General features: G+C 70.1%; 16 protein-coding genes. 7 read left to right on the top strand and 9 right to left on the bottom strand.

The window, feature by feature from the left end; genetic code table 11:
- Positions 1–105: 105 nt before the first annotated feature.
- The 3 genes from ACGF5T_RS33890 to ACGF5T_RS33880 form a co-directional block, all read right to left on the bottom strand.
- Entirely contained in the window at positions 106–1,185 is a 1,080-nt protein-coding gene (locus tag ACGF5T_RS33890; protein ID WP_366768538.1) for a DUF1996 domain-containing protein, read from the bottom strand.
- 72 nt (positions 1,186–1,257) lie between these two features.
- Positions 1,258–3,426: a discoidin domain-containing protein gene (locus ACGF5T_RS33885; protein WP_366768537.1), complete on the bottom strand. Its 2,169-nt coding sequence runs from the start codon at positions 3,424–3,426 to the stop codon at positions 1,258–1,260.
- Positions 3,427–3,553: 127 nt separating this feature from the next.
- Complete coding sequence (locus tag ACGF5T_RS33880; protein ID WP_366768536.1) at positions 3,554–5,785, bottom strand: discoidin domain-containing protein; 2,232 nt, start codon at positions 5,783–5,785, stop codon at positions 3,554–3,556.
- Between the two features lie 889 nt (positions 5,786–6,674).
- Here ACGF5T_RS33880 and ACGF5T_RS33875 point away from each other — a divergent pair.
- Positions 6,675–7,841 carry a pentapeptide repeat-containing protein gene (locus ACGF5T_RS33875; protein ID WP_366768535.1) on the top strand — a complete coding sequence of 389 codons (1,167 nt, stop codon included), beginning with the start codon at positions 6,675–6,677 and terminating at the stop codon, positions 7,839–7,841.
- A 173-nt stretch (positions 7,842–8,014) separates the two neighbouring features.
- On the opposite strand, the gene ACGF5T_RS33870 is transcribed toward ACGF5T_RS33875, so the two are convergent.
- Both ACGF5T_RS33870 and ACGF5T_RS33865 read right to left on the bottom strand, forming a co-directional pair.
- The gene (locus ACGF5T_RS33870; protein ID WP_392890207.1) at positions 8,015–10,444 is read right to left on the bottom strand and encodes a ricin-type beta-trefoil lectin domain protein; all 2,430 of its coding nucleotides are present in this window, start codon (positions 10,442–10,444) and stop codon (positions 8,015–8,017) included.
- 542 nt (positions 10,445–10,986) lie between these two features.
- A complete protein-coding gene (locus ACGF5T_RS33865) occupies positions 10,987–11,670 on the bottom strand; it encodes an NAD(P)H oxidoreductase (protein WP_356610423.1) in 684 nt (227 codons plus the stop codon).
- A gap of 110 nt (positions 11,671–11,780) precedes the next feature.
- Between ACGF5T_RS33865 and ACGF5T_RS33860 the strand changes: the two genes are divergently transcribed.
- On the top strand, positions 11,781–12,710 hold the full coding sequence (locus ACGF5T_RS33860; protein ID WP_366768533.1) for an AraC family transcriptional regulator: 930 nt from the start codon (positions 11,781–11,783) through the stop codon (positions 12,708–12,710).
- Between the two features lie 83 nt (positions 12,711–12,793).
- Here the strand turns inward: ACGF5T_RS33860 and ACGF5T_RS33855 are convergent, their stop codons facing one another.
- Positions 12,794–13,645 (bottom strand): MarR family transcriptional regulator, encoded by an 852-nt coding sequence (locus ACGF5T_RS33855; RefSeq protein ID WP_366768532.1) that lies wholly within the window; start codon positions 13,643–13,645, stop codon positions 12,794–12,796.
- Positions 13,646–14,444: 799 nt separating this feature from the next.
- Here ACGF5T_RS33855 and ACGF5T_RS33850 point away from each other — a divergent pair.
- Both ACGF5T_RS33850 and ACGF5T_RS33845 read left to right on the top strand, forming a co-directional pair.
- A complete protein-coding gene (locus ACGF5T_RS33850) occupies positions 14,445–15,653 on the top strand; it encodes a S8 family peptidase (RefSeq protein ID WP_366768531.1) in 1,209 nt (402 codons plus the stop codon).
- Between the two features lie 240 nt (positions 15,654–15,893).
- The gene (locus tag ACGF5T_RS33845; RefSeq protein WP_366768530.1) at positions 15,894–17,345 is read left to right on the top strand and encodes a hypothetical protein; all 1,452 of its coding nucleotides are present in this window, start codon (positions 15,894–15,896) and stop codon (positions 17,343–17,345) included.
- Between the two features lie 203 nt (positions 17,346–17,548).
- Here the strand turns inward: ACGF5T_RS33845 and ACGF5T_RS33840 are convergent, their stop codons facing one another.
- Positions 17,549–18,166: a hypothetical protein gene (locus ACGF5T_RS33840; RefSeq protein WP_366768529.1), complete on the bottom strand. Its 618-nt coding sequence runs from the start codon at positions 18,164–18,166 to the stop codon at positions 17,549–17,551.
- A 938-nt stretch (positions 18,167–19,104) separates the two neighbouring features.
- Between ACGF5T_RS33840 and ACGF5T_RS33835 the strand changes: the two genes are divergently transcribed.
- On the top strand, positions 19,105–22,089 hold the full coding sequence (locus ACGF5T_RS33835; RefSeq protein WP_366768528.1) for a carbohydrate binding domain-containing protein: 2,985 nt from the start codon (positions 19,105–19,107) through the stop codon (positions 22,087–22,089).
- A 341-nt stretch (positions 22,090–22,430) separates the two neighbouring features.
- Here ACGF5T_RS33835 and ACGF5T_RS33830 read toward each other — a convergent pair whose 3' ends face one another.
- Positions 22,431–23,222, bottom strand: a complete 792-nt coding sequence (locus ACGF5T_RS33830) for an MBL fold metallo-hydrolase (RefSeq protein WP_366768527.1) — start codon at positions 23,220–23,222, stop codon at positions 22,431–22,433.
- Positions 23,223–23,315: 93 nt separating this feature from the next.
- Here ACGF5T_RS33830 and ACGF5T_RS33825 point away from each other — a divergent pair, with 93 nt between their 5' ends.
- The gene (locus ACGF5T_RS33825) at positions 23,316–23,924 is read left to right on the top strand and encodes an ABATE domain-containing protein (protein WP_366768526.1); all 609 of its coding nucleotides are present in this window, start codon (positions 23,316–23,318) and stop codon (positions 23,922–23,924) included.
- A gap of 148 nt (positions 23,925–24,072) precedes the next feature.
- Here ACGF5T_RS33825 and ACGF5T_RS33820 read toward each other — a convergent pair whose 3' ends face one another.
- On the bottom strand, positions 24,073–24,384 hold the full coding sequence (locus ACGF5T_RS33820; RefSeq protein ID WP_356610432.1) for an NIPSNAP family protein: 312 nt from the start codon (positions 24,382–24,384) through the stop codon (positions 24,073–24,075).
- Positions 24,385–24,654: 270 nt separating this feature from the next.
- Here ACGF5T_RS33820 and ACGF5T_RS33815 point away from each other — a divergent pair, with 270 nt between their 5' ends.
- The gene (locus ACGF5T_RS33815; protein WP_356610433.1) at positions 24,655–24,909 is read left to right on the top strand and encodes an EF-hand domain-containing protein; all 255 of its coding nucleotides are present in this window, start codon (positions 24,655–24,657) and stop codon (positions 24,907–24,909) included.
- Positions 24,910–24,995: the final 86 nt, after the last annotated feature.

Genomic DNA, 24,995 nt, shown 5'->3' with positions numbered 1-24,995 from the left:
GTCAAGTCCCCATACCGCGAGGGGGTCGGAGGCGTCCGGGCAGGCGGAAGGGGCCCGGCGGCACCCGCACCGCGGGGTGCCGCCGGGCCCTGGAGGCCGGACGGGTCAGGGCAGCCGGTGGTCCGCGTTCAGCACGGCACCGCGCTCCGGGTGGTTCTGGTCGTAGCCGCGGGTGTCGCACTGGAGACCGCCCACGATGCAGTGGTCGACCAGCGCCTTGAGGGTCCTCTCCTCCCACGCGTTGAAGAAGTCGTAGTGGAAGGAGTAGCCCCGCCCACTGGCCAGTCGGACGTCACTCATGTCGCCGTTGACCGGGAAGGCCATCTTGAACTCGATCATCGGCAGGGCGACGGGATGGGACGCCGGGCACATGTTGTCGTTGGTGCCGGGCTTGACGACCGGGTAGGCCATGTGGCTCTGGTGGTCGGGGGTGTCGAGATACTTGCCGTCCCAGCAACTGGGGGCCTGGAAACGGATGTTGAGCTGGACGTCGGGCCGGCTCGGACAGCTCGCCGGGATGTCGGTGTTGAAGAAGCTGTCACCGCACTCCCAGCCCTCGACGAACCCCTTGTGGGCGCGGAACTCCTGGGCGCTCTGCATGGGGTTGCCGACGACGTACCGCAGTCCCCTGGGGAAGGGCCGCACGCTGGTGTAGTCGGTGATACCGGACTTGTAGTAGATGACCTGGGGCCCGACGGGGAGGATCTTCCTGTCCCCCTTGTACAGGGACGGCATCCAGTACGCGGAGGCGTCGGCCGGTGCCAGGCAGGTGGTGGCGCCGCCGTAGAGGCTCGCCGTGGTACTGCCCGCGTTCGTCGTCCTGTTGCCCATGAAGGTGTGGTCGTGGGACTTGCCCGGCTGCCCCGGGTACACGATGGGGTCGTCCGGCGCGGTGTGCGTGACGGAGCAGTTGGCCTGGAACTCCTTGTGGTAGCGCGGCGGCGGGGTGGCTTGGGAGGGGGTCACGCCGGTGACCTGGGGGACGGCCGGTATGTAGCCGTCGCCGTCGGGATCGTCGGCGGACGCCCTGGTCGACACCGCCATGGTGTGTCCGGTGTGGGCGCCGGCCGAGACGGCCGGAGCGCTGTCGGGACCGGCCGCCGTGGCGACGGTGCCGACGCCCAGCACACTGGCCAGCAGTGCGGTGCCGAGCAGCAGCGCGGGGATTTTCGAACGTGGTCTCATGGGGCCTCCTGCCCGCCGAGGTACCGAGTGGGGGTGGCGCGAAGGGCGCCGACGGGCGCCCTTCGCCGTCGGTCAGCTGTAGATGCCGAACTCGTGCAGCGAGTAGCCCCAGCCGGTGCCACGCGCCGTCAGGTGCAGTCGCACGTACCGCGCGGTCGCCGTGACGTCGATGGTGTCGATGTCACCGTTGCCGGCGGTCGTGGTGTGGACCGTGCGCCAGGAGGTGCCGTTGTCCGAGACCTGCACCTCGTAGGACTTGGCGTAGGCGGGGTCCCAGACGAGCTGGAGCTTGCGGACGGCAGTGGCGGCGCCGAGGTCCACCTGGATCCACTGCGGGTCGCTCCAGTCACTGGCCCAGCGGGTGTCCGTCCTGCCGTCGGTCGCCTTGGTGGGCTCGCACGGGCAGTCGCCGTAGGACTGCTGGAAGGAGGACGCGGTTGTGGGCTTGTTCAGCGCCACGTTCGTGCCGGAGACCGGTGGGGCGACGACCTTGACCGACTTGGTCTCGATACCGGCGTTGCCGCGGCCGTCCTCGGCCTGGATGTACACCTTCCACACGCCGAGCTTCTCCGGGGCCGTCACCGCGAAGGTGCCGTTGCCGGTGGCGCGCCACTGGGCCTCGACCAGGCGCTTGTCGCCGTTGGCGTAGTTCCCGCTGAGGAAGATCTTGTACTTGACCGCGTCGCCGTCGGGGTCCCGGACGTCGGCGCGGACGGTGAACTCACCGCCCGCCGACGCGGACGAGGCGGGGCTCACGGCCATGTTCGAGATGACCGGAGGGGTGTTGTCGCCGGTGGTCGAGCCGGTGTAGGCCCGCTTGACCGCGTAGTAGGACAGCCGCTTCAGCCCGTCGGGCACGAGGTTGAACCAGACGCCGCCGAAGTCGTGCTCGACGCCGTAGTGGAAGAGGGTGGCTCCGAGGGCGACGCCCCGGTGACCGGTGACGCAGTCCCAGGCCTTGGAGTACCCCTCGGCCTTCTGCACGTCGGTCGGCTCGTCCGGGATGCCGTTGGCGTCGTCCGGCACCTCCCACTCACCGGCGGGCCCGCCCTCGGTGATGATGTACGGCTTGGTGTAGCCCCCTTCCTCCCAGTCCTCCTGGACACCGCAGATGTCGCCGTAGGAGTTCATCGAGTACAGGTCGAGGTCGGGCGCGTTGCGCTTGTAGTAGGGCCAGGCCCCGGTCCAGGCGTCGGTGGAGGTGACGGGGTGGTCGGGGTCGATGCTGTGGATCTTCTTGGCCACGTCGTTGACGAAGCCGGTGTACGCGTTGCGCTGCGCCTCCAGCTCCGCGCCGCTGTAGCAGTTCTGCAGACCGAGCACCGACTCGTTGCCGACGTTCCACATGAGGGTCGCCGGGTGGCTCTTGTACGCCGCCACCCACTTGGCGAACTCGGTGAGCATGTTGTTCTTGTACGTGGTGTCGGTGACGTAGTTGACGCAGCCGCCGGAGCCGGGGCCGCCGCCCGGTTGCAGCCAGAAGCCGTTGACGACACGGATGCCGTTGGCCGCGGCACTGTCGAGCAGCGGCTTGGTGCCGCCGTCGGTGCCCCAGGTGCGGATCGTGTTGACGCCCATGGACTTCACGTCGGGCATGTACTTCGGGGCGTCGCCGATGGCGGGTCCCCAGGTGAGGCCCTTGACCGTGTACGGCTGGCCGCCGACGGTCAGCTGCCAGTTCCCCTGGGATCCCGTGACCTCGACCGCCCCGCCGCCGACGGGAGGCGTGCCGTCGGTGCTCCCGTACACCTGGAACTCCCAGAGGGAGTAGCCGTAGCCGCCGGACCGTTCGGTGCCCAGCATGCGCACGTACCGGCCGGCGCCGGAGACCGCGATCTCGTCCGTGCCTCCGTCGCCGCCGGTGACGGTCTTCAGGGTCCGCCAGTCCGTACCGTTGTCGGAGGCCTGGATCTGGTAGCTCTTGCCGTACGCGCCCTCCCAGGTGAGCACGGTCCGGCTCAGGTCGGCGCGCTGCCCGAGGTCGACCTGGAACCACTGCGGATCGCTCCACTGGCTGGCCCATCGGGTGCCGGTGAGATTGCCGTCGACAGCCGCCGAGGCGGCGTACCCGACGCCCTCCTGGGACGACGCGGTGGCCGGCTTGCCCTGGGAGAGCAGGGCCTCCGCGGCCTGGGCGGGCGGGGCTGCGACGGCGAGCGTCGACGCGACCAGCGCTCCGAGGGCGAGCAGGGGCACGGCGGCGCGACCGGCTGGTCTGCGGGACGAGAGGGGTGTGGACACATCTGCTCCTGGCGGGGTGGGGAGGGCAGGCGGGGGCGGCCGGGGAGGGCTGCCTGAGGGCCCCTCCGGGCCGGGGCGCGGGGCGTCTTCCGGCCCGGAGGGGACGCGGTGGCCGGGGAACGGCCGGTCAGGGGAAGGAGACGAGGGTGGACGGCACGGTCGTCGTGCCGGCCGGGACCGTGGAGGCACCGGTTTCGTTGATGACGTGGTTGTAGTGGCCCATGCCGCCGAGGGAGACCACGAGGAGGCTGTGGAACTTCACTCCCGGTTTGACGGGGGTCTTGAAGCCGTGGTCCTGGCGGATGTTCGGATCGACGTTGTAGTTGCAGTAGCTGCCCAGGCCCCAGGCCTCGTGGGTGTCGACGGAGTCGTCGACGCGGTAGGCGGCGTACCCCTTCGTCGCCCCGTTCTGGATGGCGGCCTGGTTCGGGGCGTCGTACGCCTTCTCGTTCTGGTAGAAGATCGTCCGGCCGCGTTCGCCGTACCACTCGACGTCGTACTTGTTGAAGTGCTCGACGAACAGGCCGGTGGCCAGGACGTCGTCGCCGTTGACGCGGACGCCGTAGTCGGCCCGGTTGGTCTCCCAGCCGACGCCCTCGCCGTGGTCGGCCCGCCAGACCCAGGTGTGGTCGATGATCGTGTCGTGGCTGTTGACCACCATGCTGGTGGTGGCCTTGCCGGCGCCCGCGCCGCCGATGCGGATGTAGACGTCCTGCACGGTGGTCGGGTTGGCGGCGTGGTCGGTGGTGGCGCCCTGGTGACCGATCTCCAGCAGCGTCGGGGAGTTGACCGGGCCGGCGTCGATGAGGAAGCCGGCGAGCTTCACGCCGTCCACGTCGGCGACCTTCATGGCGGTCACCCCGTTGTCGGGGATGATCGTGGCGAGCCCGAGACCCAGCACGATGGTGTTCGCGCGATCGACGTTGATGGTCTGGTCGACGTGGTAGACGCCCGGGGTGAAGAGCAGGTGCAGGCCCTGGGCGAGGGCGGCGTTGATGGTGGCGGCCGTGGCGCCGGGCTTGACGACGTAGAACTTGCTCAGCGGGATCGACTCGCCCTGCGGGGTGCCGTTCGCCCAGGTGGTGCCGCGGGCGTTGGTGCGCTTGGCGGGCGCGAAGACCTTGTACTCGTTGCCGTCGAGGTAGAGGAAGGGCTTCTCGCGGGAGATCGGCGTCGTGTTGAGCGTGGTGTAGCGGGGCTCGGGGAAGCTGGTGGCGGGCGCGCCCTCGACACCGGAGAAGACCTGGTTCCAGACGCTGTTGGACCAGCCTCCGATGGAACTGTCGCGGGTGTACCACTGCTGCTGCGAGTAGTTGCCGACCTGGCCGTCGATCTTGCTGTCGGCGATGTAGCCGCCGCTGGCCCAGCCGTAGCCATTGGGGGCGAGGTTGAGGCCGCCCTTGACGTGCATCCGGCGGAAGGACGCCGCCTGGGAGACCGCCCACCGGTTGGTGCCGTTGACCGGGCTCACGGCGAGGTTCTCCGCGCCGCGCCAGAAGTTCTGGGTGGCGTTGCCGTTGAACCAGCCGGCGTCGACGGTGATGTCCCCGTTGATCGTCGTGTCGTCGGGGCGCAGGCCGAGGCCGGCGATCTGGGTGTAGAAGCCGATCTGGGCGTTGAGGTTGTTGTAGGTGCCGGGCTTGAACAGGAAGGCGTGCCGGCCGGAGCCGAACTGCGCAGACTCCTGCTCCCGGAAGACCTGGTCCAGCTTGGCCTGGATGCCGGGTGTGGACGGGTCGAAGACGTGCACGTTCGGGCCCAGGTCGCCGCCGCCCGGGATGACCGGTCCCGAGTCGTCGCCGGTCGTGCCGTAGACCTTGAACTCCCAGAGGGAGTAGCCGTATCCGGTGGCCCGGGTGGTGCCGAGCATACGGACGTAGCGGGCCGTGCCGGAGACGTTGACGGTCTCCACGCCGCCGGCGCCGGTGGTGGTGGAGTAGGCCGTCGACCAGTCGGTGCCGTTCTGGGACGTCTCGATCCGGTAGGACTTGGCGTAGGCGGCCTCCCAGCGCAGCTCGATCTGGCTGAGGGCGGCGGGGGCGCCGAGGTCGACGCGGAGCCACTGCGGGTCGGCGGCCGCGCTGGACCAGCGGGTCCCGTTGTCCCCGTCGACGGCCGCGGTCGCCGGGGTGCCGTAGTGCTCCTGGCTGGAGGCGGTGACGGGCTTGCCCTGGGAGAGCAGCACGGGCGCGGCCTGGGCCTGTGTGGCGGGGACGAGGGCGAGAAGGGTGGCGGCCAGTGCGGTGACCAACACGCCGACGAGACCGCGGCGGCCGGGTCTGCGGGACATCAGGGCCGCGGGGCGACGGCCGGATCTGCGTGGCTCCGGCGCGGCTGGGGGTATGCCGACTGCGGGCATGCGGGGGCTCCTCGAAATGGGGAACATGGGAGAGCGCTCTCCGGCACCTTGCCCGCCGTGTCAGATTCGGTCAAGGAGTCTGACACGACTTTTCTTTAGGCTTGCATTAAGCAGCGTTACTTGCCGGGACCGAGGGAGGAGCGGGCGGGGCCAGGTCGAGGTGGCGGGCTCCCGGCCGACGGCTGGTCAGCAGCCTGTCCGCCGGATCAGGGACGGACCGGGACCCGGTGGGCCGGGGGAGTGCCATCGGCGGGCACGTCGAGGCTGATGACGAGGGCCTCTCCTGTGTCGGCGCACTCCCAGCGTTGGAATCGTTCCGGCCACAGCGGGCCGTTCGGCCCGAACGGCAGGGCGGCTCGACCGGCTTTCGAACCGGTCGGCGCAGTGGAGGGCGAGTTCGGCGGTCGTGCCGGAGGTCCGCAAGAAGCCTTGCTTCTGTGACTCATGGAGGTTGAAGAGCCGGCCGGAGACTTTCCCACGCCCGCACGTGTGCGCCGTGGAGGTGCACGGCCCACCCGCCGAGTATCCGTGGGCGTTCCTCGTCGAGGAGGGAGATCCGAACGAGCAGCGACGAGTCGTCCTGGGGGCGTGAGACCGTGCTGGGCGCCCAGGACACCTGCCAGGTGGCGTCCTGGGCCCGCACAGCCGCAAGGAAGGCCTGTACGGCCTCGTCGAAGTCCCGGGGCTGCTCGTCGTCACCCTCCGGGCCCTCAGCGTCGAACCAGGTTGCCCTTCAAGGCTCCCCGCTCTCCTCAACCGGTCCGCCTCCGGCAGCGACTGGGTGTGAAGCCCAGCCCTGGTGAGACGCGAGATCGTCGCCGGTTGAGCGTCGCGCACCGAGGTCCCGCACCTTGATCGCCTTCTGTGCGGGGCCTAGGCTCCCATGCTCATGGAGACGGGGGAGCCGGACCGCGGCCGCAAGCCGTGGCGTGACCGGCTGGTCGGACATCGTGCGGTGGGGGCGCTGCTGGCCGGGGCAGCGGGGGTGACCGTGATGGGCGCCGTACTCGTCCTGTTGCCGAGTGCGGTGGTCGACCATGATCTCGCCGGGGCGAGCGTCGCCGCGCAGGACCGGTTGAAAGCGGTGAACGACGTCCGCACGGCACTGCTGCAGGCCGTGGGCGGCATGGTCGTACTGTTCGGCGCATACGCCACCTGGCGGCAACTACGCGTCAGCCAGGACGGTTTGCGAGCCACCCAGGAAGGCTATGTCACCGACCGGTTCAGCACGGCCGTCGATCAGCTCGGCAGTGACAAGCTGCAGACACGCATCGGCGGGCTCCACGCGCTGTGGCGGATCGCTGAGCACTCCGCCCGCGACCGCGAGGCCGTCATCTCCATCCAGGCCGCCTACCTGCGTACCCACCTGCCCTGGCCGCCCGCCGGACCCCAGGCTCCGGCGATGGACGTGCCGATCAACGACGTGGTCCCGCTGGAAGTACGTGCGGCCGACGCCCAGGTGGCGCTCACCGGACTCGGCGTGTTGCTGCTGCAGCCTCGGGAGCAGTCATGGGTCAACCTCAGCGTCACGGACCTGCGCCGGGCCGACTGCGACGGGCTGTGGCTGCACGAGGTCAACCTCGACCGGTCCTGCATGGAGGCGGCGGGCCTGTATCACGCCAACCTGACGCAGGCCTCTCTCGTCTCGGTCAACCTGCGGCACGCCGACCTCAAGACGGCGATCCTGCGCCGGGCCCGCTGCGTCCTGGCCGACATGAGAGGCGCCCGGCTGGTCGAGGCGGACCTGCGCGACGCGGACTTCACCGAGTCCGACCTGCGTGAGGCGAACCTGCGCAAGGCCGACGCGGGCGGTGCTGTCTTCCGCCGCGCCGACCTGCGCCTGGCCGACCTGCGTGGCTCCGACCTGAGCACTGCCGACCTCGCTCAGGCACGTCTGACCGGTGCGCTGGCCAGTGAGCAGACCCGCTGGCCGGCCGGATTCGACCACGCGAGCGCCGGCGTCGTCGTCACCGAGGATCCCGGCCCCGAACCTCCGCCACTGCTCCAGCCCCCGGGCATCACGACGCAGCACCCGCCCTTGCGATCCATGCCGTGACCGCGAGGCCAGGGGGCTGACACCCGAGTGCCGACGGGCTGAGGCGGAGCGCAGGCCTACGCCTGCTCGTCACGAAGCGGTCGCGTACGTCGACCAGGCGGGCCCCGGGTTCCCGTAGGAGATGCCGGAGTCCGCCTCGCCGCTGTCGGCCGAGTGTGATGCCGGGTCGGGTGTTAGGGCAGTGTCCACTTCTGGTTGGTCCCGGTGTGGCAGGTCCACAGGTGGACCGGGGTGCCGTCGTTCCAGGTGCCGCCGGAGGCGTCGAGGCACTTGCCGGACTGCGGGTTGCGTACCGTGCCGTCGGCCTGCGGCTGCCAGGTCTGTGCGCCGCTGCCGTTGCAGGTCCACAACTGGATCTTCGTGCCGTCGGCGCTGCCGCCGCCCGACACGTCCAGGCACTTGTTCAGGGCGCGTATCGTCCCGTCGCCGGGCAGTGTCCACTGCTGGGCGCCGGTGCCGTTGCAGGTCCAGATCTGGATCTCGGTGCCGTCGGCCGTCTGGGAGTTGTCGACGTCCAGGCACTTGCCGTTGACGCCTGTCACCTCACCGGTTCCGGACGCGCCCCCTGGCAGTTTGTTGAGGGTGTACCAGGCTTCGGTGCTCCAGAGCGTTTCGCCGCCGGCCGAGCTGAAGGGACGGGGCGAGCGGACGTGCACGACGCGGTCGGTCTTGAGGCCGGGGATCGTGAGGGTGACGGTCTTGCGGTCGGCGGACAGCGTGGCCGACTGCGCGGTGAGTGTCTCCTCGTCGACCTTGGGGCCGCCGTAGGCGGCGGTCGGCACGTAGCGCCACTGCTTGATCTTGTAGTGGGCGGCCAGTTCGTTCGCCGTGTCCGTCGACAGGGGCTGGGTGTACTCCAGCTGGAAGCCGCCCGGTACGGCACGCATCGCGCGGATGTCGAAGGTGTTGGCGCCGTTGGGGGTCAGCTTCTGCAGACCGTGGGCGAGCTTGCCCTCCTGGCCCCAGTTGCCGCCCGCGCCCAGGCCACCGGCGTAGAGCGCGCCGTCGGGGCCGACGCTGATCCGGGTGACCCCGGCCTCCAGGCCTTGGGTGAGACGGAAGACCGCCCCCTGGTACTCGCCGCCGACCTTCTCCAGGAACCCGCGCTGGACACCGCCGTAGGTCACGTCCCCGAACAGCATCTGGCCGGCGAACGGTCCGTCCTCCAACAGCAACGGGGTGCTGGGGGAGTTGGCGATCTCGTTCTGCGGTAGCCACAGCACCGGCTTGGTCACCGGCCGGGAGTCGAAGGGCCCGTCCGGATTGGTGTAGTGGTTGAAGAAGCGGTCCTGTTTGATGTGCACGAGCTTGGACGAGGGCAGCCAGCCGCCCTGGTTGTCGGTGACGAAGATGCCGCCCTCAGGGCCCCAGCCGATGCCGTTCGGGGTACGGAGTCCGCCGGCGACGTAGGAGACCTGGCCCGTCGCCCTGTTCACCTTGATGGTGGTGCCGCGGTTGGCGGCGGGCTGCGGGTCGGTGGTGGCACCGCCGTAGTTGATGGAGACCGACAGGTTCAGGTAGAAGAACCCGTCCTGGTAGAGCAGGCCGAAGGCGAACTCGTGGAAGTTCCCGCCGAAGGGCCAGGTCGCCACTCGGCGGTACTGGTCGGTGATCTCGTCGCCGTTGGTGTCGTTGAGCTCGGTCAGCTCGTGCTTCTGGGAGACGTAGAGTTTGCCGTCCACGTGCTTGATGCCCATCGGCTCCTTCAAGCCGGAGGCCACCTTCTTGGCGGTCACCTTGTCGGGCCCGGTGTCGCCGGTGACGTTGCTCAGCAGGTAGACCTCGCCCGCCGTGTTGTTGCTGCCGCCCCAGGTGGCCACCGCCAGGCGTCCGTCCGGGAGCCAGTCCATCGCGGAAACCTGCGGCTCGAAGCCGTTCGGCCGGAGATCGGTGAGGGTGTAGTTGGGGTGCACACCCGTCAGCGGCAGACCGTCTCCCGGCGAGTCGGCACCTCCCTCGCACTCCTTGCGGCCCGGCGCCGTCACGCGTACGACATCGGCGTCCGTGCTCAGGGCCGAGTTCGGTACGACGCTGAAGGCGGAGGCGCCCGGCGGTTTCCAGGCCAGCGTGAGCTGCTGTCCGCCGTCACGCTCGAAGTGCTCGATGCGCAGCGCGTGGGAGCCGGCCGTCAGGTCGACCGTGGCGTCCTTGGGGGCGTCCGGTCCGTGCAGACCGTCGTGGTTGATGACCAGGCGGTCGTCGATCCAGAGCCGGGACCCGTCGTCACTGGTGAGTCGGAAGGCATAGCTGCCCGCCTGCGCGGCGTGGAGGTTGCCGAGGACGTGGGTGACGAAGCGGGTCTCCAGGCCGAAGTCGTCGGCCGAGGACCAGTCGATCACGGGCATCAGCTTGTCGACGTTCGGGGTCTGGCCCGCCTTCAGCGTGCAGATCTCGTTCAGCGGGGTCTGCACGTCGAAGACGCGCAGGGTGACGCCCGGTTCCTGCGGCGGGAGAGCCGCGGCGGCCGGGGCGTCCGCCGTGGAGGGGGACGACGACAGGCCGACGGCCAGTAAGGAAGCGATGATCGTTCCGGCCAGGCGTCTGCCCAGCTGGCGGGGGTACAGCCGTGGATACACGTTACCTCCTGACGGTTCCTCGGACATGAGGAACTCGATCGGGTAAGTGGGAGATCCACCGCTGCCGGGACGCGCCGTCGTCCCGGAGACGGAGGGGGGTGTGCGTGGGCCCAGGGGGCGCACAGCGTCGCACCGGACACAGTAGGGACTTGTGACGGGGCCGTCCACGCTTTGTCATCAGTGAGGGAAAAGTTCTGGCCGGACGAGTGGGCGGGGACCGTCCTTGTGACGCGTGGTTCGCAAGGGGCGTCTCCGGGGGGCCGGGCGCCGACCAATCTCTGCCCCGAGCCGTCCGTCGTGGACGGCCGTGCTGCCGACCGCCCGAAGCGGTTGGCGTCCTTGCCATCCACCACACGACGAGCCCCGGGGCCCAGGGGGACAGTCGCACCACTCGCCGCACTGCTGGAGCGCGCGGCCGCCGTCCGACCTAGGGCGGTCAGCGACGGCGGAGCGCTCGACCGGCAGGGGGCGGGACCGGGTGACCCAGCTCAGGCGTCCGCCGGTTCGAGCCGGGGTCACCCGGTCCCGCATGTACTGCCGCAGTGTCGGCGCGGGGGATGCGGAGGCCGTCAGACCGCCACGAGTTCGTCCGCCAGGAACTCCTCCACGAACTTCCCTGCCCTACGATCGAATTCGGTGTACTGCGCCTCCCGCTCGGCGCCGGCGACCGCTGCACCGATCAGCAGATTGCCCTCGGCGTCGATGCGCTGCGGTCGCTCCTCCGCGTCCAGGAGCAGGCCCACGGTGGAGCGGGAGAAGCCGCAGTAGTAGGCGATGCCGTCGTTCAGGTTGGTCTCGAGGACGGACTGCATCGACTCCGCGACGGGGTCGTCGGCGGTGGCGCCGGCCAGGGCCAGCCACAGCATGCGCTTGCCCGCCAGCCGGGGCTTGCTGCGGCCGTAGGCGAACCCGTAGTTCCAGACGCGGTCGATCCATCCCTTGAGGAGGGCGGGCACGCTCTGCCAGTACACCGGGAAGACGGCGACGACGACATCGGCGGCGAGGATCCGCCGCATGTGGGCGTGCGTCTCGTCCGAGTACGGCTTCTCACGGTCGCCCCAGTCCGGCTGGTCCTCGACGTTCATCCGCGGGTCGAACCCCTCGGCGTGCAGGTCGAGCAGGTCGATGCGGTATCCGGCGGCCTCGAGCCGGGCAGCGGTGCGCCGGGCGGTGTGGGCGGTGAGGGAATCGCTGCGGTGGTGCGCGACGACCACGAGGGCCGTCCTGGTGTCGTCACTGCTGTGCTGCGGCACGGTCTCTCCCGAAGGCTCGTTCTGTGCGGTGAGTCCAGTACAGCCGCAGCGCCGTAGATGATCCATGGGAGAAACTCTTCAGAACATAGGAGATCGTCTATGATTGCCGTGTGGATCCTCTGAGTTCACTGCTGAGCGGCATCCGGGCCGAGGGCTCGGTCGTCAGTCATGCCGTCCTGACAGCGCCCTGGAGCATCACCTTCGCCGACGCCGCTCCGCTCACCATGGTCAGCGTGCTGCGCGGTGGCGGCACGCTGCTGCTGTCCGACGGCACCGAACGGGCCGTCGGCGCGGGTGACACGGCCATCGTCCGAGGCCCCGCGCGGTTCCGCCTCGCGGACGAGCCCGCCACTGTCCATCGCCCCCACAGCGCGTACGAGATCAACTGCTTCGCCGCGGACGCCGCGTGCACCGGCCAGGAACTCGACGGGATCCACTGGGGCACCGGCCCGGAGGAAGCGACCGCGCTGATCGTGGGCGCGTACCGTGCCTCGGGGCACCGCCACGAGCGACTCCTGCGCGCCTTGCCGCCCGTCCTGGTCGTAGCCGAGGACGCCGAGGTCTGCGCCTGGCTGGAGAACTCCGCCGCCGACGCCGCGCGCCTCTCCGCAGGCTCGCAGGCGCTGATGGACCGGCTCCTCGACTGGGCTCTGGTCTGCACGCTGCGCACCTGGTTCGACCGCGCGGGCGCCGACGCGCCCGGCTGGTACCGCGGCCTCGCCGACCCGGTCCTCGCCCCCGCCCTGCACGCCTTCCACGGGCGGCCCGCCCAGAGCTGGACGGTCGCCTCGCTGGCCGCTCAAGCCAGCGTCTCCCGGGCGCTGTTCGCCCGTCGCTTCACCGAGCTGATGGGCCGTCCGCCCCTCGCCTACCTCACCGAGTGCCGCATGGACGACGCCGAGGCACTTCTGGCCGATACCGACCTGAGCATCGCCCAGATCGCCAGGACCGTCGGTTATGCCGACGCCTTCGGTTTCAGTACCGCCTTCAAACGCCACAAAGGCCTCAGCCCCAGCACGTTCCGCACCACGGCGGCGTGAGCCACGGCACGTGGCGGGCCGGGGCTGATGTCGTGCTCGGTGTCGTCGCGCATGCCCACTCTGCGTCCGGCGGTCTCCGCGTGTCACTGCGAGCCGGCTGCCACCAGGGTCGCGGTGATGGGCTCGAGTTCGGTGATCAGTTCGTCGAGTTCCGCGGGTGACAGGGCGTCGTACGGCGGGGTGGCGAGTTCGTCGGTGAGGGTTTCGATGCGCTGCTTGGTCGCGCGGCCGGTGTCGGTGAAGTGGCCGTCGGTATCGATGAGGCCGCGTTCGCACATGCCGTCCAGGACTGCGGCCAGGCGCTTCTTCGGCAGATGATGGATGCGCCCGAAGGATCCCGGGGGGTGGATGCCCTGTTCCAGGGCGGAGAGCACGTGGGCCTCCGTGCCGCCGATGCGCGCGCCGACGAGAGCGGCGATGTGCCCGTCGCCGCGGTGCTCGCGCAGCATGGTCGCGGAATGCCACAGTCGGGCGACGGGATCGCTGGGTACCTCAAGGGTGCGCATTCCCGCGTACATCACCCGACCTTCCGTGGGCGCGTTCGTCGCGGCTTTGGTGGTCAGGTCGGCGGCGCGTACCAGGCCCGGGGAGCGGGCCAGTTCGTCGCCGAGGATGCGCCGCAGGGAAGCCGTGCTGCCCCTTTCCCGCGCGGCGACGGAGGCCTCGGGCGGGATCGTCTCCCAGGCGCTGGGGATGTGCCGTGCGGCTTCCCCGTCGGCGAAGTTGTAGAACGCTGCGTGCACGACGTGGGCCTCCACCCGGCCCAGTGGTGCGGCGCGGCTGGCGAAGTAGCCGTCCCAGTAGGTGTGGTGGCCGAGTGCTGCCAGTTCCTCGTTGCACTCGTCGGCGAGGAACGTGACCAGGCAGATCGGCTCCAGGAGCTCGAACATGCGGCGAGCGATGTGAGTCAGCGGATGGCGGTGCGTCGTACCCATCGAGTTCTCCCTTTGCCTGCTGTACCGATGTGGACCGTCCGGTGCACCGAAACTCATCGGAGACCGAAGGGGGACATGCGGCAAGGACGCGGATGGGCTGCCGGCCGCACCAGCCGCATCCGCAGCTCTCGGCCCAGGACCTCCAGGATTTCGAGGTCGGAGGTCGGCCAGGTCGCGTGGGACATCGGGGGAGTGGGTCGAGCGCGGGAGCCCCGAGAGCCGAGAGCCAGAAGCGGTGGCCCATCGAGCCCGACTCGGCAACTCCACGATGGGGTCGAATCGGCCGTCCGGCGCCACTGCGGAGGGGAGATGCTCGGCGTCCGCGGTGACATGACGAGTACGACCGGGGTTTGGACCTCGCGGTCCTCGCCAAGGGACGCATCGGCGTACTGAGGATCGCCGCGGACGACGGCCCGTTCACGACCGATCCCCGTCACCCCTGGTGTCAGATCCTGCTCGGGCACTCTCGATGGCCATGACGGGGCGCGAGGCGTACTGCGCCGACCTAGCGGGTGACGCTGTGGAACTGCTCCGCAGCCCTTGCGGGGCAATGCGCCCGGCGGGATGTGGGCTGAGCACATGAGCGAAGCGGAGTCCGTCGTCGCCTTTATGTCGTGCGCATGGCAGGTTTGTTGACGCCCAGTCAACTTCCTTGCCGCTCATGCCCGTAGTGGGCAAACCTTGATCACAGCCCGGAGCTGAACGCCACGCACCGGGCCGGGGTGCGCACCCGTGCGCACCCGCCCCCACAGATGCGCGCCCCACCCTGGCGTGCCGCCGGCAGGAGGAATCCCTCGTCATGGCAACACTGCGCAGCAAGAGAATACGGTTCGCCGCGATCGCCGCAGTCGCGGCGAGCACCCTGGCCGGCGGCCTCACCGCCGTCCCCGCCCAGGCCGCTCCCGCGGAAGGCCGGGTGCTCGGTGCCGGTTCGCCCACGGCCGTCCAGGACAGCTACATCGTCACACTCCGCAAGGATGCCGGATTCAAAGCTTCCTCCCCGGCCGGCAGGAAGCTGGTCGAGGAGTACGGCGGCCGCGTCGGGAAGACGTACGGCAGCGCCCTGAACGGCTATACGGCCACTCTCTCCGGAACGGAGGCCAGGCGCCTGGCCGCCGACCCCGCGGTGGCGGCCGTCGAGCAGAACCAGCGGGTCAGCATCAGCGACACCACGCAGACCAACGCCCCGTGGGGCCTCGACCGCATCGACCAGACCTCCCTCCCCCTGTCCCGCACCTACACCTACCCGGACGGCGCGGGCAGCGGTGTGACGGCCTACGTCATCGACACCGGCGTACGCGTCACGCACCAGCAGCTCGGCGGTCGCGCCGCGCACGGCTACGACGCCGTCGACGGCGACACCAACGCCTCCGACGGCAACGGCCACGGAACGCATGTGGCCACCACCATCGCCGGCTCCACCTACGGCGTGGCCAAGAAGGCGAGGATCGTCGCCGTGCGGGTGCTGGACAACAACGGGTCCGGCACGACCGCCGGGGTCATCGCCGGCATCGACTGGGTGACCCGCAACCACTCCGGGCCCTCCGTGGCCAACCTGTCCCTCGGCGGCGGTGCCTCCGCGACGCTGGACGCGGCCGTGCGCACCTCCATCGCCAGCGGCGTGACGTACGCCGTGGCCGCCGGCAACAGCAACGCCAACGCCTCCTCGTACTCCCCGGCCCGGGTCACCGAGGCCCTCACCGTCGGCGCCACGACCAGCACCGACGCCCGCGCGAGCTACTCCAACTACGGCTCGGTGCTGGACATCTTCGCCCCGGGATCCTCCATCACGGCCGGCTGGCACACCGGCGACACCGCCACCAACACCATCTCCGGCACCTCGATGGCCGCCCCGCACGTCGCCGGAGCCGCCGCCGTCTACCTGGCCAACCACACCTCCGCCGCCCCGTCCCAGGTCGCCACGGCCCTCGTGAACGGCGCGACGACCGGCAAGGTCACCAACCCCGGCTCCGGATCGCCCAACCGGCTGCTGAAGCTCGTCCCGTGACCCCGCCCGGGGCCCGGAGCCTCGTGACCCAGGGATCTCGTGACCCAGGGATCTCGTGACCCCGGGTTCTCCTGACCCCAAAACCCGGTCGCCCACGGCCCGACCGTTCTGAGCACCGTGCCTCGGAGGCAGCCCCGCCTCCGAGGCACACCGCCGCCCCCGCCACCGGACGGCACCGTCCCGCACCCGTGTCCCTCGCCGGCACCCATCCGGCGCCTCCCGTCGACAGGACCCGCCCCGATGCAGTCGATCCTCCGGCTCCCGCACGCTGGTGCGCTGGCCGCCACCGTCTCACTTCTCCTCGCCGCCGCACTGCCGCCCGCGCAGGCCGCCGGCACCGATTTCGGCCCGCTTCCGCCGCACAACCCGTACGCCGGGCCGCCCGGAACCGCGACGATGCACGGCGACACCGGCTCCTCCGACGCCACCCCGCTGCCCGGGCCCGGAGCGGGCCGACTGACCTCCAAGCGTGTCGCGTTGCAGTCGGCGTGCCCCACCGTCCTCGTCGGCGCCGACACCTACCCCGTCGCCCTCTGCACACCCATGCTGACCCGGATCCCCACCGTGCACCTCCTCGACCCCGCCACCGGCGCCTCACTGGCCCGGCTGCCACTCGCCAAGGGCTCCCTGCTGGGCGGCGTCTACGCCTACCTCGACCACGCGGACCGGCTCGTCGTGGTGGACGGTGACAAGAACCTGCTGCGCGTCGCGCACCGAAGGAACGCGGCCGGGGACTGGCAGCTGTACGTCGACCGCTCCCTCTCCCTCGCCGCGGCGATACCGGGCGACGACTCCGTCACCGGTCTCGCCCCCGACTGGCGGGGGCGGGTCTGGTTCGCCACCGGCGGAGGGGTCGTGGGCGCCGCCGACGAGGCCACCGGAGCGGTGCGCACCCTCGCACTCCCCCCGGGGGAACGCGTCGACAACTCCCTCTCCACGGCCCCCGAGGGCACCGCCGTCACCACCTCCCACGCCACCTACCTGCTCACCGCCGCACCGGACGGTACCCCGACCGTCCGCTGGCGCCACGCCTACGACCGCGGCCCCGCCCGCAAACCGGGCCAGCTCAGTTGGGGGACGGGCTCGACCCCGACGTTCCTCGGTCCCACCACCGGCACCGACTACGTCGCCGTCGTCGACAACGCTTCGCCCACCGTGCACCTCCTGGTCCACCGCACCGACACCGGCGCCCAGGTCTGCTCCACGCCGGTCCTCCTCGCCGGGGGCAGCGGCAGCGAGAACTCGCCCATCGGGGCGGGTCGTTCCGTCTTCGTGGCGAGCACCTACGGGTATCCCTATCCGGCGCTGCCCGAGGGCGCCGGGGAGAGCGTGCCGCCGTCGGCGGACTTCGCCGGCGGGCTGACCCGCGTGGACGTGCGGGCCGACGGCAGCGGCTGCGACCTCAAGTGGGACACCGCCGTCCGCTCCTCGGCCGTGCCCCGGCTCTCGACGGCGGACGGGCTCATCCACACGGTTCTGCGCGGCTCCCTCCTACCCGGGAGCGACGCCACCTCGCTCCTGGACCCCTACTCCTACGCACAGATCGACCCCGAAACGGGCTCCGTCGTCCGCAGGCAGCACCTGGGAGCGTCCTCGCTGTACGACACCCTCCAGATGGTCGGCTCCATAGCGCCCGGCGGCGTCGTCTACCAGGGCACCATCACGGGTGTCGTACGCATCGCGGCCGGGTGACCGGCGGCCGGCGGGTGCGCCGGCTCAGAAAGGCGGGGACCTCCGCCGACCGGGCACGGCCGGGCGGTCGGCGATCGCGTCGACGACGGCCGCCACTTCCGCGCGGTCGGTGGGCCGGGTGTCGACCGGCCGAGCCACCCGGCGTCCCGGTAGCCGCCGTCGCCGCGACGCTCCCAGTGACCAGGGGCCCGTGCCGGGGACCATCAGCCGTACCGGCGGAAGACCATCCGGATGGTGGACAGATCGGCTTCCTTCTCCCCTTCGTCCTCGTACTGACCGTCGTCGTCCCGGTTCGCGACGATGATCTCGGGGGTGAAGTCCTGGCCGAAGCGGTAGGGCGCGAGGCAGTAGTCGAAGCCGGACTCACCGAAGAGGTCCAGACCCTCGCTGCGACAGTGATCTGACAAACCGTCGGTCACGTGCCAGCGTGTGCCGTCGTACCAGAAGACACCGCCCGCGTAGTGAATCGTGCGCCCCGTCGCCGAGTCCGTGAGGTTGAGGGACTCGTAGTTCTCGGGACGGTCGCGGACCAGGGCGACGAGGGACTCGGGAACACCGTCGTAGAACGACTCCTGGAGGACGTAGTCGTCCTCGGCGTAGAGATTCAGTGCCGACTCGTGGTCGAAGGTCAGCAGCAGCACGCGGCTGTCTTCCGCGAAGTACCAGACCGCGGACTGGCCGCCGCCGTCGTTCCACGCCAGACGCCGTGCGCCGGTCACCGTGACCGGTTCGACCTCTGCCAGATGGTTCAGTATGGACGCGCGGCGCCGCACTTCGGAAAGGGGCGTCGCCGTCAGGGCGTCCCATGTCGCTCTACTCATCTCCGAAGGTTATCCGCCCCTTGAGAACATGCTCAGTACGGTCTCGGACGCGCGCTCGCGCGCAATGGTGCAGCCGTACCCGCACCTGGCCCAGCCGGACCTGCGGGAACCGCCCCGTTCCCTACTGAACGCCCTGTGTGTGTGCCGCCGGCCGGACCGTACGGGCTGCTGGATCAGTCCGTCCGAAGGGACTGCCGCCGCCGTGCGCGGAACGCGGCCGGCCGTCCTGGCAGCCGGTGTTCGCCACGTCGGTCTCCTCGGCGTAAGGCGAGGGCAGGTGCCGCGATCGCCCCGGGCTACGCGGCGGTTCCGTGTCCGGCCTCTCGCGGATCCCCGATCGGCCGCGTGACCCCCTCCTCCGCGGCCGCACGCCGACCCCGCTCGGTCTCGTCCAGTTCCCAGTAGTGCCGGCATTCCTCGCACCGGACACCGTCGACCAGGTTCTCGTCCTCTCTGTTCGGGCAGTCGCTTCCGTCGCCACGACCCTCACACACCTGCTCCGTTGTACCTGCCATGCAGTCGACCGTGACCCGCAGAGGGCCTGGCCGGGAGTGGGCTTGCGGGGGCGCACCGGCGCGCGCTCCGCGCAGGTCACCCCGCCCGTCACTAACCGCCCCACCAGCACAGGATCGATCCACCGGGCCATGCGCATGCATGCCGTTCGACGTGATGGCTCCGCCGGACCTGCTCCCGACCCCGTGCTTGTCGACATGGAGCCATCCCCCAGAGCCGTGGCCGAAGAGACGGTGGCGTGAGGCCCCCCGGCATCGTTGCGGGACGGAATCCGAGAGCGGCCAGTAGGGACGAGGGCTCTGCCGTCATGCGGTGTTCAACCTCTTTACGCGGAAGGCGCAGCCGAGTAACTTCCACGTGCTGCAAGAAATTTCAGCAATTTTCCGGTTGTTCTTCCACCCGCTGAGGCGGGGTCAGGAGACCCCATGAAACGCATCCCCGCACGGTTGTCCAGACGGCCCTTGGTCGTCGCGCTCGCCATCGGCGGCATCCTTGGACTGCTGACTGCGCTGCCCGTCGAGACCGCGCCCCCCACCGCCCCCGTCGCGGCGACGGAGGGCGTCGCGACCGTCTTCCACTACACGAAGACCAAGAACTGGCCCCGGTACAACCTGCACTACGCCCCTGACGGCGGTGCGTGGACCACGGTCCCCGGCGTGCGGATGGAGGCCGCCTGCACGGACTGGGTGAAGACGACCGTCGACCTCGGCTCCGCGGCAGGGCTCCAGGCCACGTTCACCGACGGAACCGGCGCCTGGGACAACAACGGTGGCCGCAACTACGCCCTCGGCACGGGGGACATCACCGTCAGGGACGGGGCCGTCGCCCACTCCGACCCGTGCGGCGACCCGGGCCCCGACCCGGACCCGGCCGCCGGCAAGGCCACGGTCTACTACTCCACCCGGAACCTGGGCTGGACCACGGCCAACATCCACTACCAGCCCACGGGCGGCGCCTGGACCACCGTCCCCGGCGTCGGCATGACGGCCGCGTGCACGGGCTGGTGGAGGAAGGAGGTCGATCTCGGCACGGCTGCCGCGATGAGGGCGGCCTTCAACAACGGCAACGGCACCTGGGACAACAACAACGGCGCCGACTACACGCTGCGCGCCGGCGTCACGACGGTGCAGGACAACACCGTCACCGGAGACACCGCCGACCCGTGCGCCGGCGAGGCGCCCGACACGACGGCGCCCAGCGCCCCCACCCAGGTCGCCGCCCAAGCCGACGGCGTGTCCGTCGTACTCACCTGGGAACCGTCCACGGACGACAAGGGCGTCACCAAGTACCAGGTCACGCGCGATGGCGGCACCAGGGGCAGGGTCGTCACCGACGTCGGCTCCACCGTCTTCTCCGAGGCCGGCCTGGAGGCGAGGACCACCTACACCTACACGGTGAGGGCCGTCGACGCCGCCGGGAACGTCTCGGCCGCCTCGTCCGCCGCCCGGGCCACCACCGGCGAGAAGCCGCCGACGCCCGCCCCCGGCGAGCCGCTGGGCACGGACCCGCGCAAGGACCCGATCTACTTCGTCCTCACCGCCCGCTTCAACGACGGCGACAGCTCCAACAACCGAGGCGGCAGCCAGCACGAGAAGTCCGGCAACGCGGCAGCCGACGACCCCATGTTCCGGGGCGACTTCAAAGGCCTGGTCGACAAGCTCGACTACATCAAGGGCCTCGGCTTCTCGGCCGTGTGGATCACTCCGGTGGTCCTCAACCGCTCGGACTACGACTACCACGGCTACCACGGCTACGACTTCTACAAGGTGGACCCGCGCCTGGAGTCCGCCGGCGCCTCCTACCAGGACCTGATCAACGCGGCCCACGCCAAGGGCATGAAGATCTACCAGGACGTCGTCCACAACCACTCCTCCCGCTGGGGCGCCAAGGGCCTGTTCACCCCGACCGTCTACGGGACACGCGATGCCCAGTGGAGCTGGCACTACGACGAGAGGCAGCCCGGCTTCGAGTACGACGGCCTCACCGTCGAGCCGAAGAGCGGGAAGTCCTACTACAACGGCGACCTGTGGTCCACCGCGGAGCCGTCCGGCAACACCTGCGTCAACTGGGGCAGACCCACGGGCGCCAAGAGCCCCGAGGGCTACACCCTCTACAACTGCCAGTGGCCCAGCCCGACCTCCGGGATGTTCCCCAAGGCGCTCTACCACAACTGCTGGATCGGCAACTGGGAGGGCGAGGACTCCCGCTCATGCTGGCTGCACGACGACCTCGCCGACTTCAACACCGAGAACGCCCAGGTCCAGAACTACCTGATCGACGCCTACAACAAGTACATAGACATGGGCGTCGACGGTTTCCGCGTCGACACGGCCGTGCACATCCCGCGCACCACCTGGAACCGCCGTTTCCTGCCCGCGATCCAGGAGCGCGTCGCCCAGCAGCACGGCGTCGAGGCCGCGAAGAACTTCTTCGTCTTCGGCGAGGTGGCCGCCTTCGTCAACGACAAGTGGAACCGCGGCTCGGTCAACCACTCGGCGCAGTTCTACACCTGGAAGGAGCGCAAGGAGTACAACGCCGACGACGAGAAGGCGGCCCTGGAGATGTACGAGTACGAGCAGCAGCAGGGCACCGGCAACCAGCCCACGTCCGCCAACGCCTTCCTGGACGGCAACAGCTACCACGCCCCGGACCACAGCCGCTTCTCCGGCATGCACGTCATAGACATGCGCATGCACATGAACTTCGGCGACGCGTCGAACGCCTTCCACAACGGAAAGGACTCCGACGACAGCTACAACGACGCCACCTACAACGTCGTCTACGTGGACAGCCACGACTACGGTCCGAACAAGGGCAGTGAGCGCTATGCGGGCGGCACGGACGCCTGGGCGGAGAACATGTCGCTGATGTGGACCTTCCGCGGCATCCCCACCCTCTACTACGGGTCCGAGATCGAGTTCCAGAAGGGCAAGAAGATCGACTGCGGTCCGTCCTGCCCGCTGGCGACCACCGGGCGCGCCTACTACGGCGACCACGTCGCCGGTGAGGTGACGGCGAACGACTTCTCCAAGGTGCAGTCGGCCACCGGTGCGGTCGCCGGCACCTTGCAGCAGCCCTTGGTCAAGCACGTACAGCGGCTCAACGAGATCCGCCGCGCGATCCCCGCGCTCCAGACGGGTCAGTACTCCACCGAGGGCGTCAACGGCGATATGGCCTTCAAACGCCGCTACACCAGTGGACCCACGGACAGCTTCGCCCTGGTCACCGTCACCCACGCGGCCACCTACACCGGGATTCCCAACGGCACGTACACCGACGCGGTGACCGGCGACGTGCGCACCGTCAGCGACGGACGGCTCGCCATCACCGCACCCGGCAAGGGCAATCTGCGGGTCTACGTCCTGAACGGGAAGGGGAGGATCGGGTCCACGGGACCGTACCTGAAGTGAGGGAGAGCCGGCGGGAGGGCTGGCGCAAGGGGCCGACGGCGTTCGCGCCGTGCAGTCCGAGGTGGGCTGGCCAACGGCCGCTCCGGACGACCTGTCCATCGCTCGACTGTGACCCCGGAGGTGGTACCCGGTGAGCGTGTCGTAGTCGCCCTACCGAAGGGCCTGGTAGCAGCGGTGCACGAGGCCGGCGTGGGTTCCGGTGGACATGTGATCGGGTCCTGCTCTGCCGTTCTGGCACGGCGCAGGGGAGGCCGCGCGGGGTTGCTCCCAGGGCCGGGGCTCGGGATGTGGGGAGCCCCGGCCCTGGCACGGGGTCTCGGTTCCTGAGCTGCGGTCCGGGCTCAGGCGCGCTGCGCCCAGTCCTGGTCGAGGCGGTCGGTCAGGCCCGCGGCGGCGAATGCTGCCTCCAGCTCGTCGCGGCCCTCGGTGAAGTGGGCCCAGCTGTCGTGGTGGACCGGGACGACACGGCGGGCGTCAAGAATCCGGGTGGCCTCGGCCGTCTGGGCGCTGTCCAGGACGATCAGGTTGCCATCGAAGACCATGGGGAAACGGGGGGCGCCGGCGAACAGGAGGGCGGTGTCGATCGGGGCGAAGCGCTCGGCGATCTCCCTGACCGCGTCGAGCGAGGCGTTGTCGCCGCTGACGTAGACCGTCGGCAGTCCCTCTCCCGTCAGGACGAAGCCGACGACCTGGCCGGTGAAGGGCTCGACCTCCTCACGCGCGCCGGGGCCGTGGATGGCAGGGACTCCGGTCACCGTGATGGTGCCGCCGTCCGGACACTTCAGCTCGATCGCCTCCCAGTCGGCCAGGCCCTTGGCCTTCGCCTTGAGGCGCTCGCCACCGCCGGGGGTGGTGAGGGTGAGGGGAACATCGGCGAGCAGGGCGCGACCGGAGGTGTCGAGGTTGTCGGCGTGCTCGTCGTGGGAGAGCAGGACCACGTCGATGGGGCCGAGGTCGGCGGGTGTCGTGATCGAGGGGGCGGTCTTGGACAGGGTCGGGCCACCGGGCGAGGGGTAGTCGCCCGGACCGTCGAAGGTCGGGTCGGTCAGGAAGCGCAGGCCGCCGTACTCGAACAGGGCGGTCGGACCGCCGAACGTGCGGACCGGGAACTGGTTGGCGTTGAGCTGGGGCATCACGTCTCCGTTTCTCACGAAAAAAACCTGCGGTTAACGTGATGCCAGGCTAGGCGGGCATCACGGAAAAACGCAAGCGCTACCATGAGAGGCATGGACGACACCCTGGCCACCGACGTGGCGTCGACCGCTCTGCCCCCCGCGCCGGGTGCCGACCGGTACCGCTCCGTGGACTTCGCCGACACCGCGGCCACCCTGCCCGCCGGCCAGAGCTACGACCTGCTCGCCGCCCCGGAATCCGCCATGCGCTGGCTCGCCGCCCACGACCTGACCACCCCGGACGTGCAGCTGTACGAGGTGTGCGCGCAGCGGATGCGCAGGCTGCGCGCACACATCCGCGCCCTGTTCGCCGCCCGCGTCGGCACCACCACCCCGCCCGAGGAATCCCTGCGCGCGGTGAACGAGGCCCTCACGGCCGTACCCACCGCCCCCCTTCTCGCCTGGGACGGGGTCCAAGGTCTGCGCCGCATCCAGGCGCACCCCACCGACCAGGCCGTCAACCACGCACTGGCGACCCTCGCCGCCGACGCCGCCGACCTGCTCACCGGTCCCGACGCCGACATCCTCACCGCCTGCGGCTCAGCCCCCTGCGACCGGTTCCTCCTGCGCACCCACGGCCGGCGCCACTGGTGCTCCACACGCTGCGGCGACCGTGCCCGCGCCGCCCGCGCCTACGCCCGGCGCAGCGGCGCCTCGGGCTGACGCACCACCCCCAGGGCCCTCCTGCGGACCGCCCGGCGGGCACGCGAAGCTTCGGCAACAGCGGTTCCGGCACCGCCCACTGCTCGTCCACGAGACCTCCCCGACCAGTGAACCTCCATAGCCTCCAGAGCCGCTTTGGACATACGGCCTAGGACAAGCCGTCGAGCGGTCGGAGGAAGCGGCGCTCGTACCGCTTGATACAGCGGGTGTCACGAGCCAGCTGGAACGCTTCCTGGCACTCCGGGTCGGACATGCTGTCCGTGCGGTACTGCTCGTAGGCGGCCAGGCTGGGGAAGGAGAAGAGGGCGTAGGCGATGTCGCTGTCACCCTCACTCGGCAGGAAGTAGCCGTGGTGCGTCCCGCCGAAACGGGGGACGAGCCTTACCCAGCGGCGACCGTATTCTTCGAAAGCGTCAAGCTTGTCGACGTCGACCTCGTACTTCAGGTGAATGGTGACCATGCCTGCATGATGCCGTGCGACGGTTCGGAGTTCTTGAGCAGGACCAAGAGGCCACGCGGCGGGGGGAGAGGCCGAGCCGGGCGAGATGGCGCGGCCCGGCATCGTCGAGCAAGCCTGAACCGTTCCCGTCCCCGCGACGTCCACGCGGGCGAACCCGACACTGTTGGAGCTGCCGCGCCAGAGGACGGGGGAACCCGGACCATTCCGCTTGCGTCTATCCACCTGAGCGGGGTGGCTTGCCCGCCGCCCACACACCGACGGGGGCACGTGATGAGTGACAAGGCCCGCAGCCTCTTCGAGGCTCTCGACCTGGACGGCGACGGGCTGCTGACCCGTGAGGAGGTGATCGTCGCCCTGCGGAGGAAGGGACCGTCGCTGGCCGCCATGGGCGTCATCCCGTCCTGGGGGGTACAGGACGCCGACGCGTCCTCCGCTCTGTTCGACGCCGCCGACCAGAACGGCGACTCGGCACTCACCTTCGAGGAGTTCACCGCGGTGGTGGACCGCCGGTTCGGCTGGAGCTGATCCGTGCTCAATGCTGCTGAGCGCGGGCATACCACCGCGACCGGCAACAGCGATTCCAACCCAGCCCACTGCTCGTCAGAAGGAGC

It is taken from the genome of Streptomyces sp. NPDC047853, from assembly GCF_043204535.1.
In the GTDB taxonomy this organism is placed as follows: Bacteria; Actinomycetota; Actinomycetes; order Streptomycetales; family Streptomycetaceae; genus Streptomyces.
The sequence above is the reverse complement of the archived record's forward strand: the minus strand, read 5'-3'. Positions and strand labels throughout refer to the sequence as shown.

What these genes read in the sequence shown, in the direction of transcription:
- ACGF5T_RS33890 (WP_366768538.1), bottom strand. Translation starts at nt 1,185, where the DNA reads ATGAGACCACGTTCGAAAATCCCCGCGCTGCTGCTCGGCACCGCACTG.
- ACGF5T_RS33880 (WP_366768536.1), bottom strand. Translation starts at nt 5,785, where the DNA reads ATGCCCGCAGTCGGCATACCCCCAGCCGCGCCGGAGCCACGCAGATCC.
- ACGF5T_RS33875 (WP_366768535.1), top strand. Translation starts at nt 6,675, where the DNA reads ATGGAGACGGGGGAGCCGGACCGCGGCCGCAAGCCGTGGCGTGACCGG.
- ACGF5T_RS33870 (WP_392890207.1), bottom strand. Translation starts at nt 10,444, where the DNA reads ATGTCCGAGGAACCGTCAGGAGGTAACGTGTATCCACGGCTGTACCCC.
- ACGF5T_RS33855 (WP_366768532.1), bottom strand. Translation starts at nt 13,645, where the DNA reads ATGGGTACGACGCACCGCCATCCGCTGACTCACATCGCTCGCCGCATG.
- ACGF5T_RS33850 (WP_366768531.1), top strand. Translation starts at nt 14,445, where the DNA reads ATGGCAACACTGCGCAGCAAGAGAATACGGTTCGCCGCGATCGCCGCA.
- ACGF5T_RS33845 (WP_366768530.1), top strand. Translation starts at nt 15,894, where the DNA reads ATGCAGTCGATCCTCCGGCTCCCGCACGCTGGTGCGCTGGCCGCCACC.
- ACGF5T_RS33840 (WP_366768529.1), bottom strand. Translation starts at nt 18,166, where the DNA reads ATGAGTAGAGCGACATGGGACGCCCTGACGGCGACGCCCCTTTCCGAA.
- ACGF5T_RS33835 (WP_366768528.1), top strand. Translation starts at nt 19,105, where the DNA reads ATGAAACGCATCCCCGCACGGTTGTCCAGACGGCCCTTGGTCGTCGCG.
- ACGF5T_RS33830 (WP_366768527.1), bottom strand. Translation starts at nt 23,222, where the DNA reads ATGCCCCAGCTCAACGCCAACCAGTTCCCGGTCCGCACGTTCGGCGGT.
- ACGF5T_RS33825 (WP_366768526.1), top strand. Translation starts at nt 23,316, where the DNA reads ATGGACGACACCCTGGCCACCGACGTGGCGTCGACCGCTCTGCCCCCC.
- ACGF5T_RS33820 (WP_356610432.1), bottom strand. Translation starts at nt 24,384, where the DNA reads ATGGTCACCATTCACCTGAAGTACGAGGTCGACGTCGACAAGCTTGAC.
- ACGF5T_RS33815 (WP_356610433.1), top strand. Translation starts at nt 24,655, where the DNA reads ATGAGTGACAAGGCCCGCAGCCTCTTCGAGGCTCTCGACCTGGACGGC.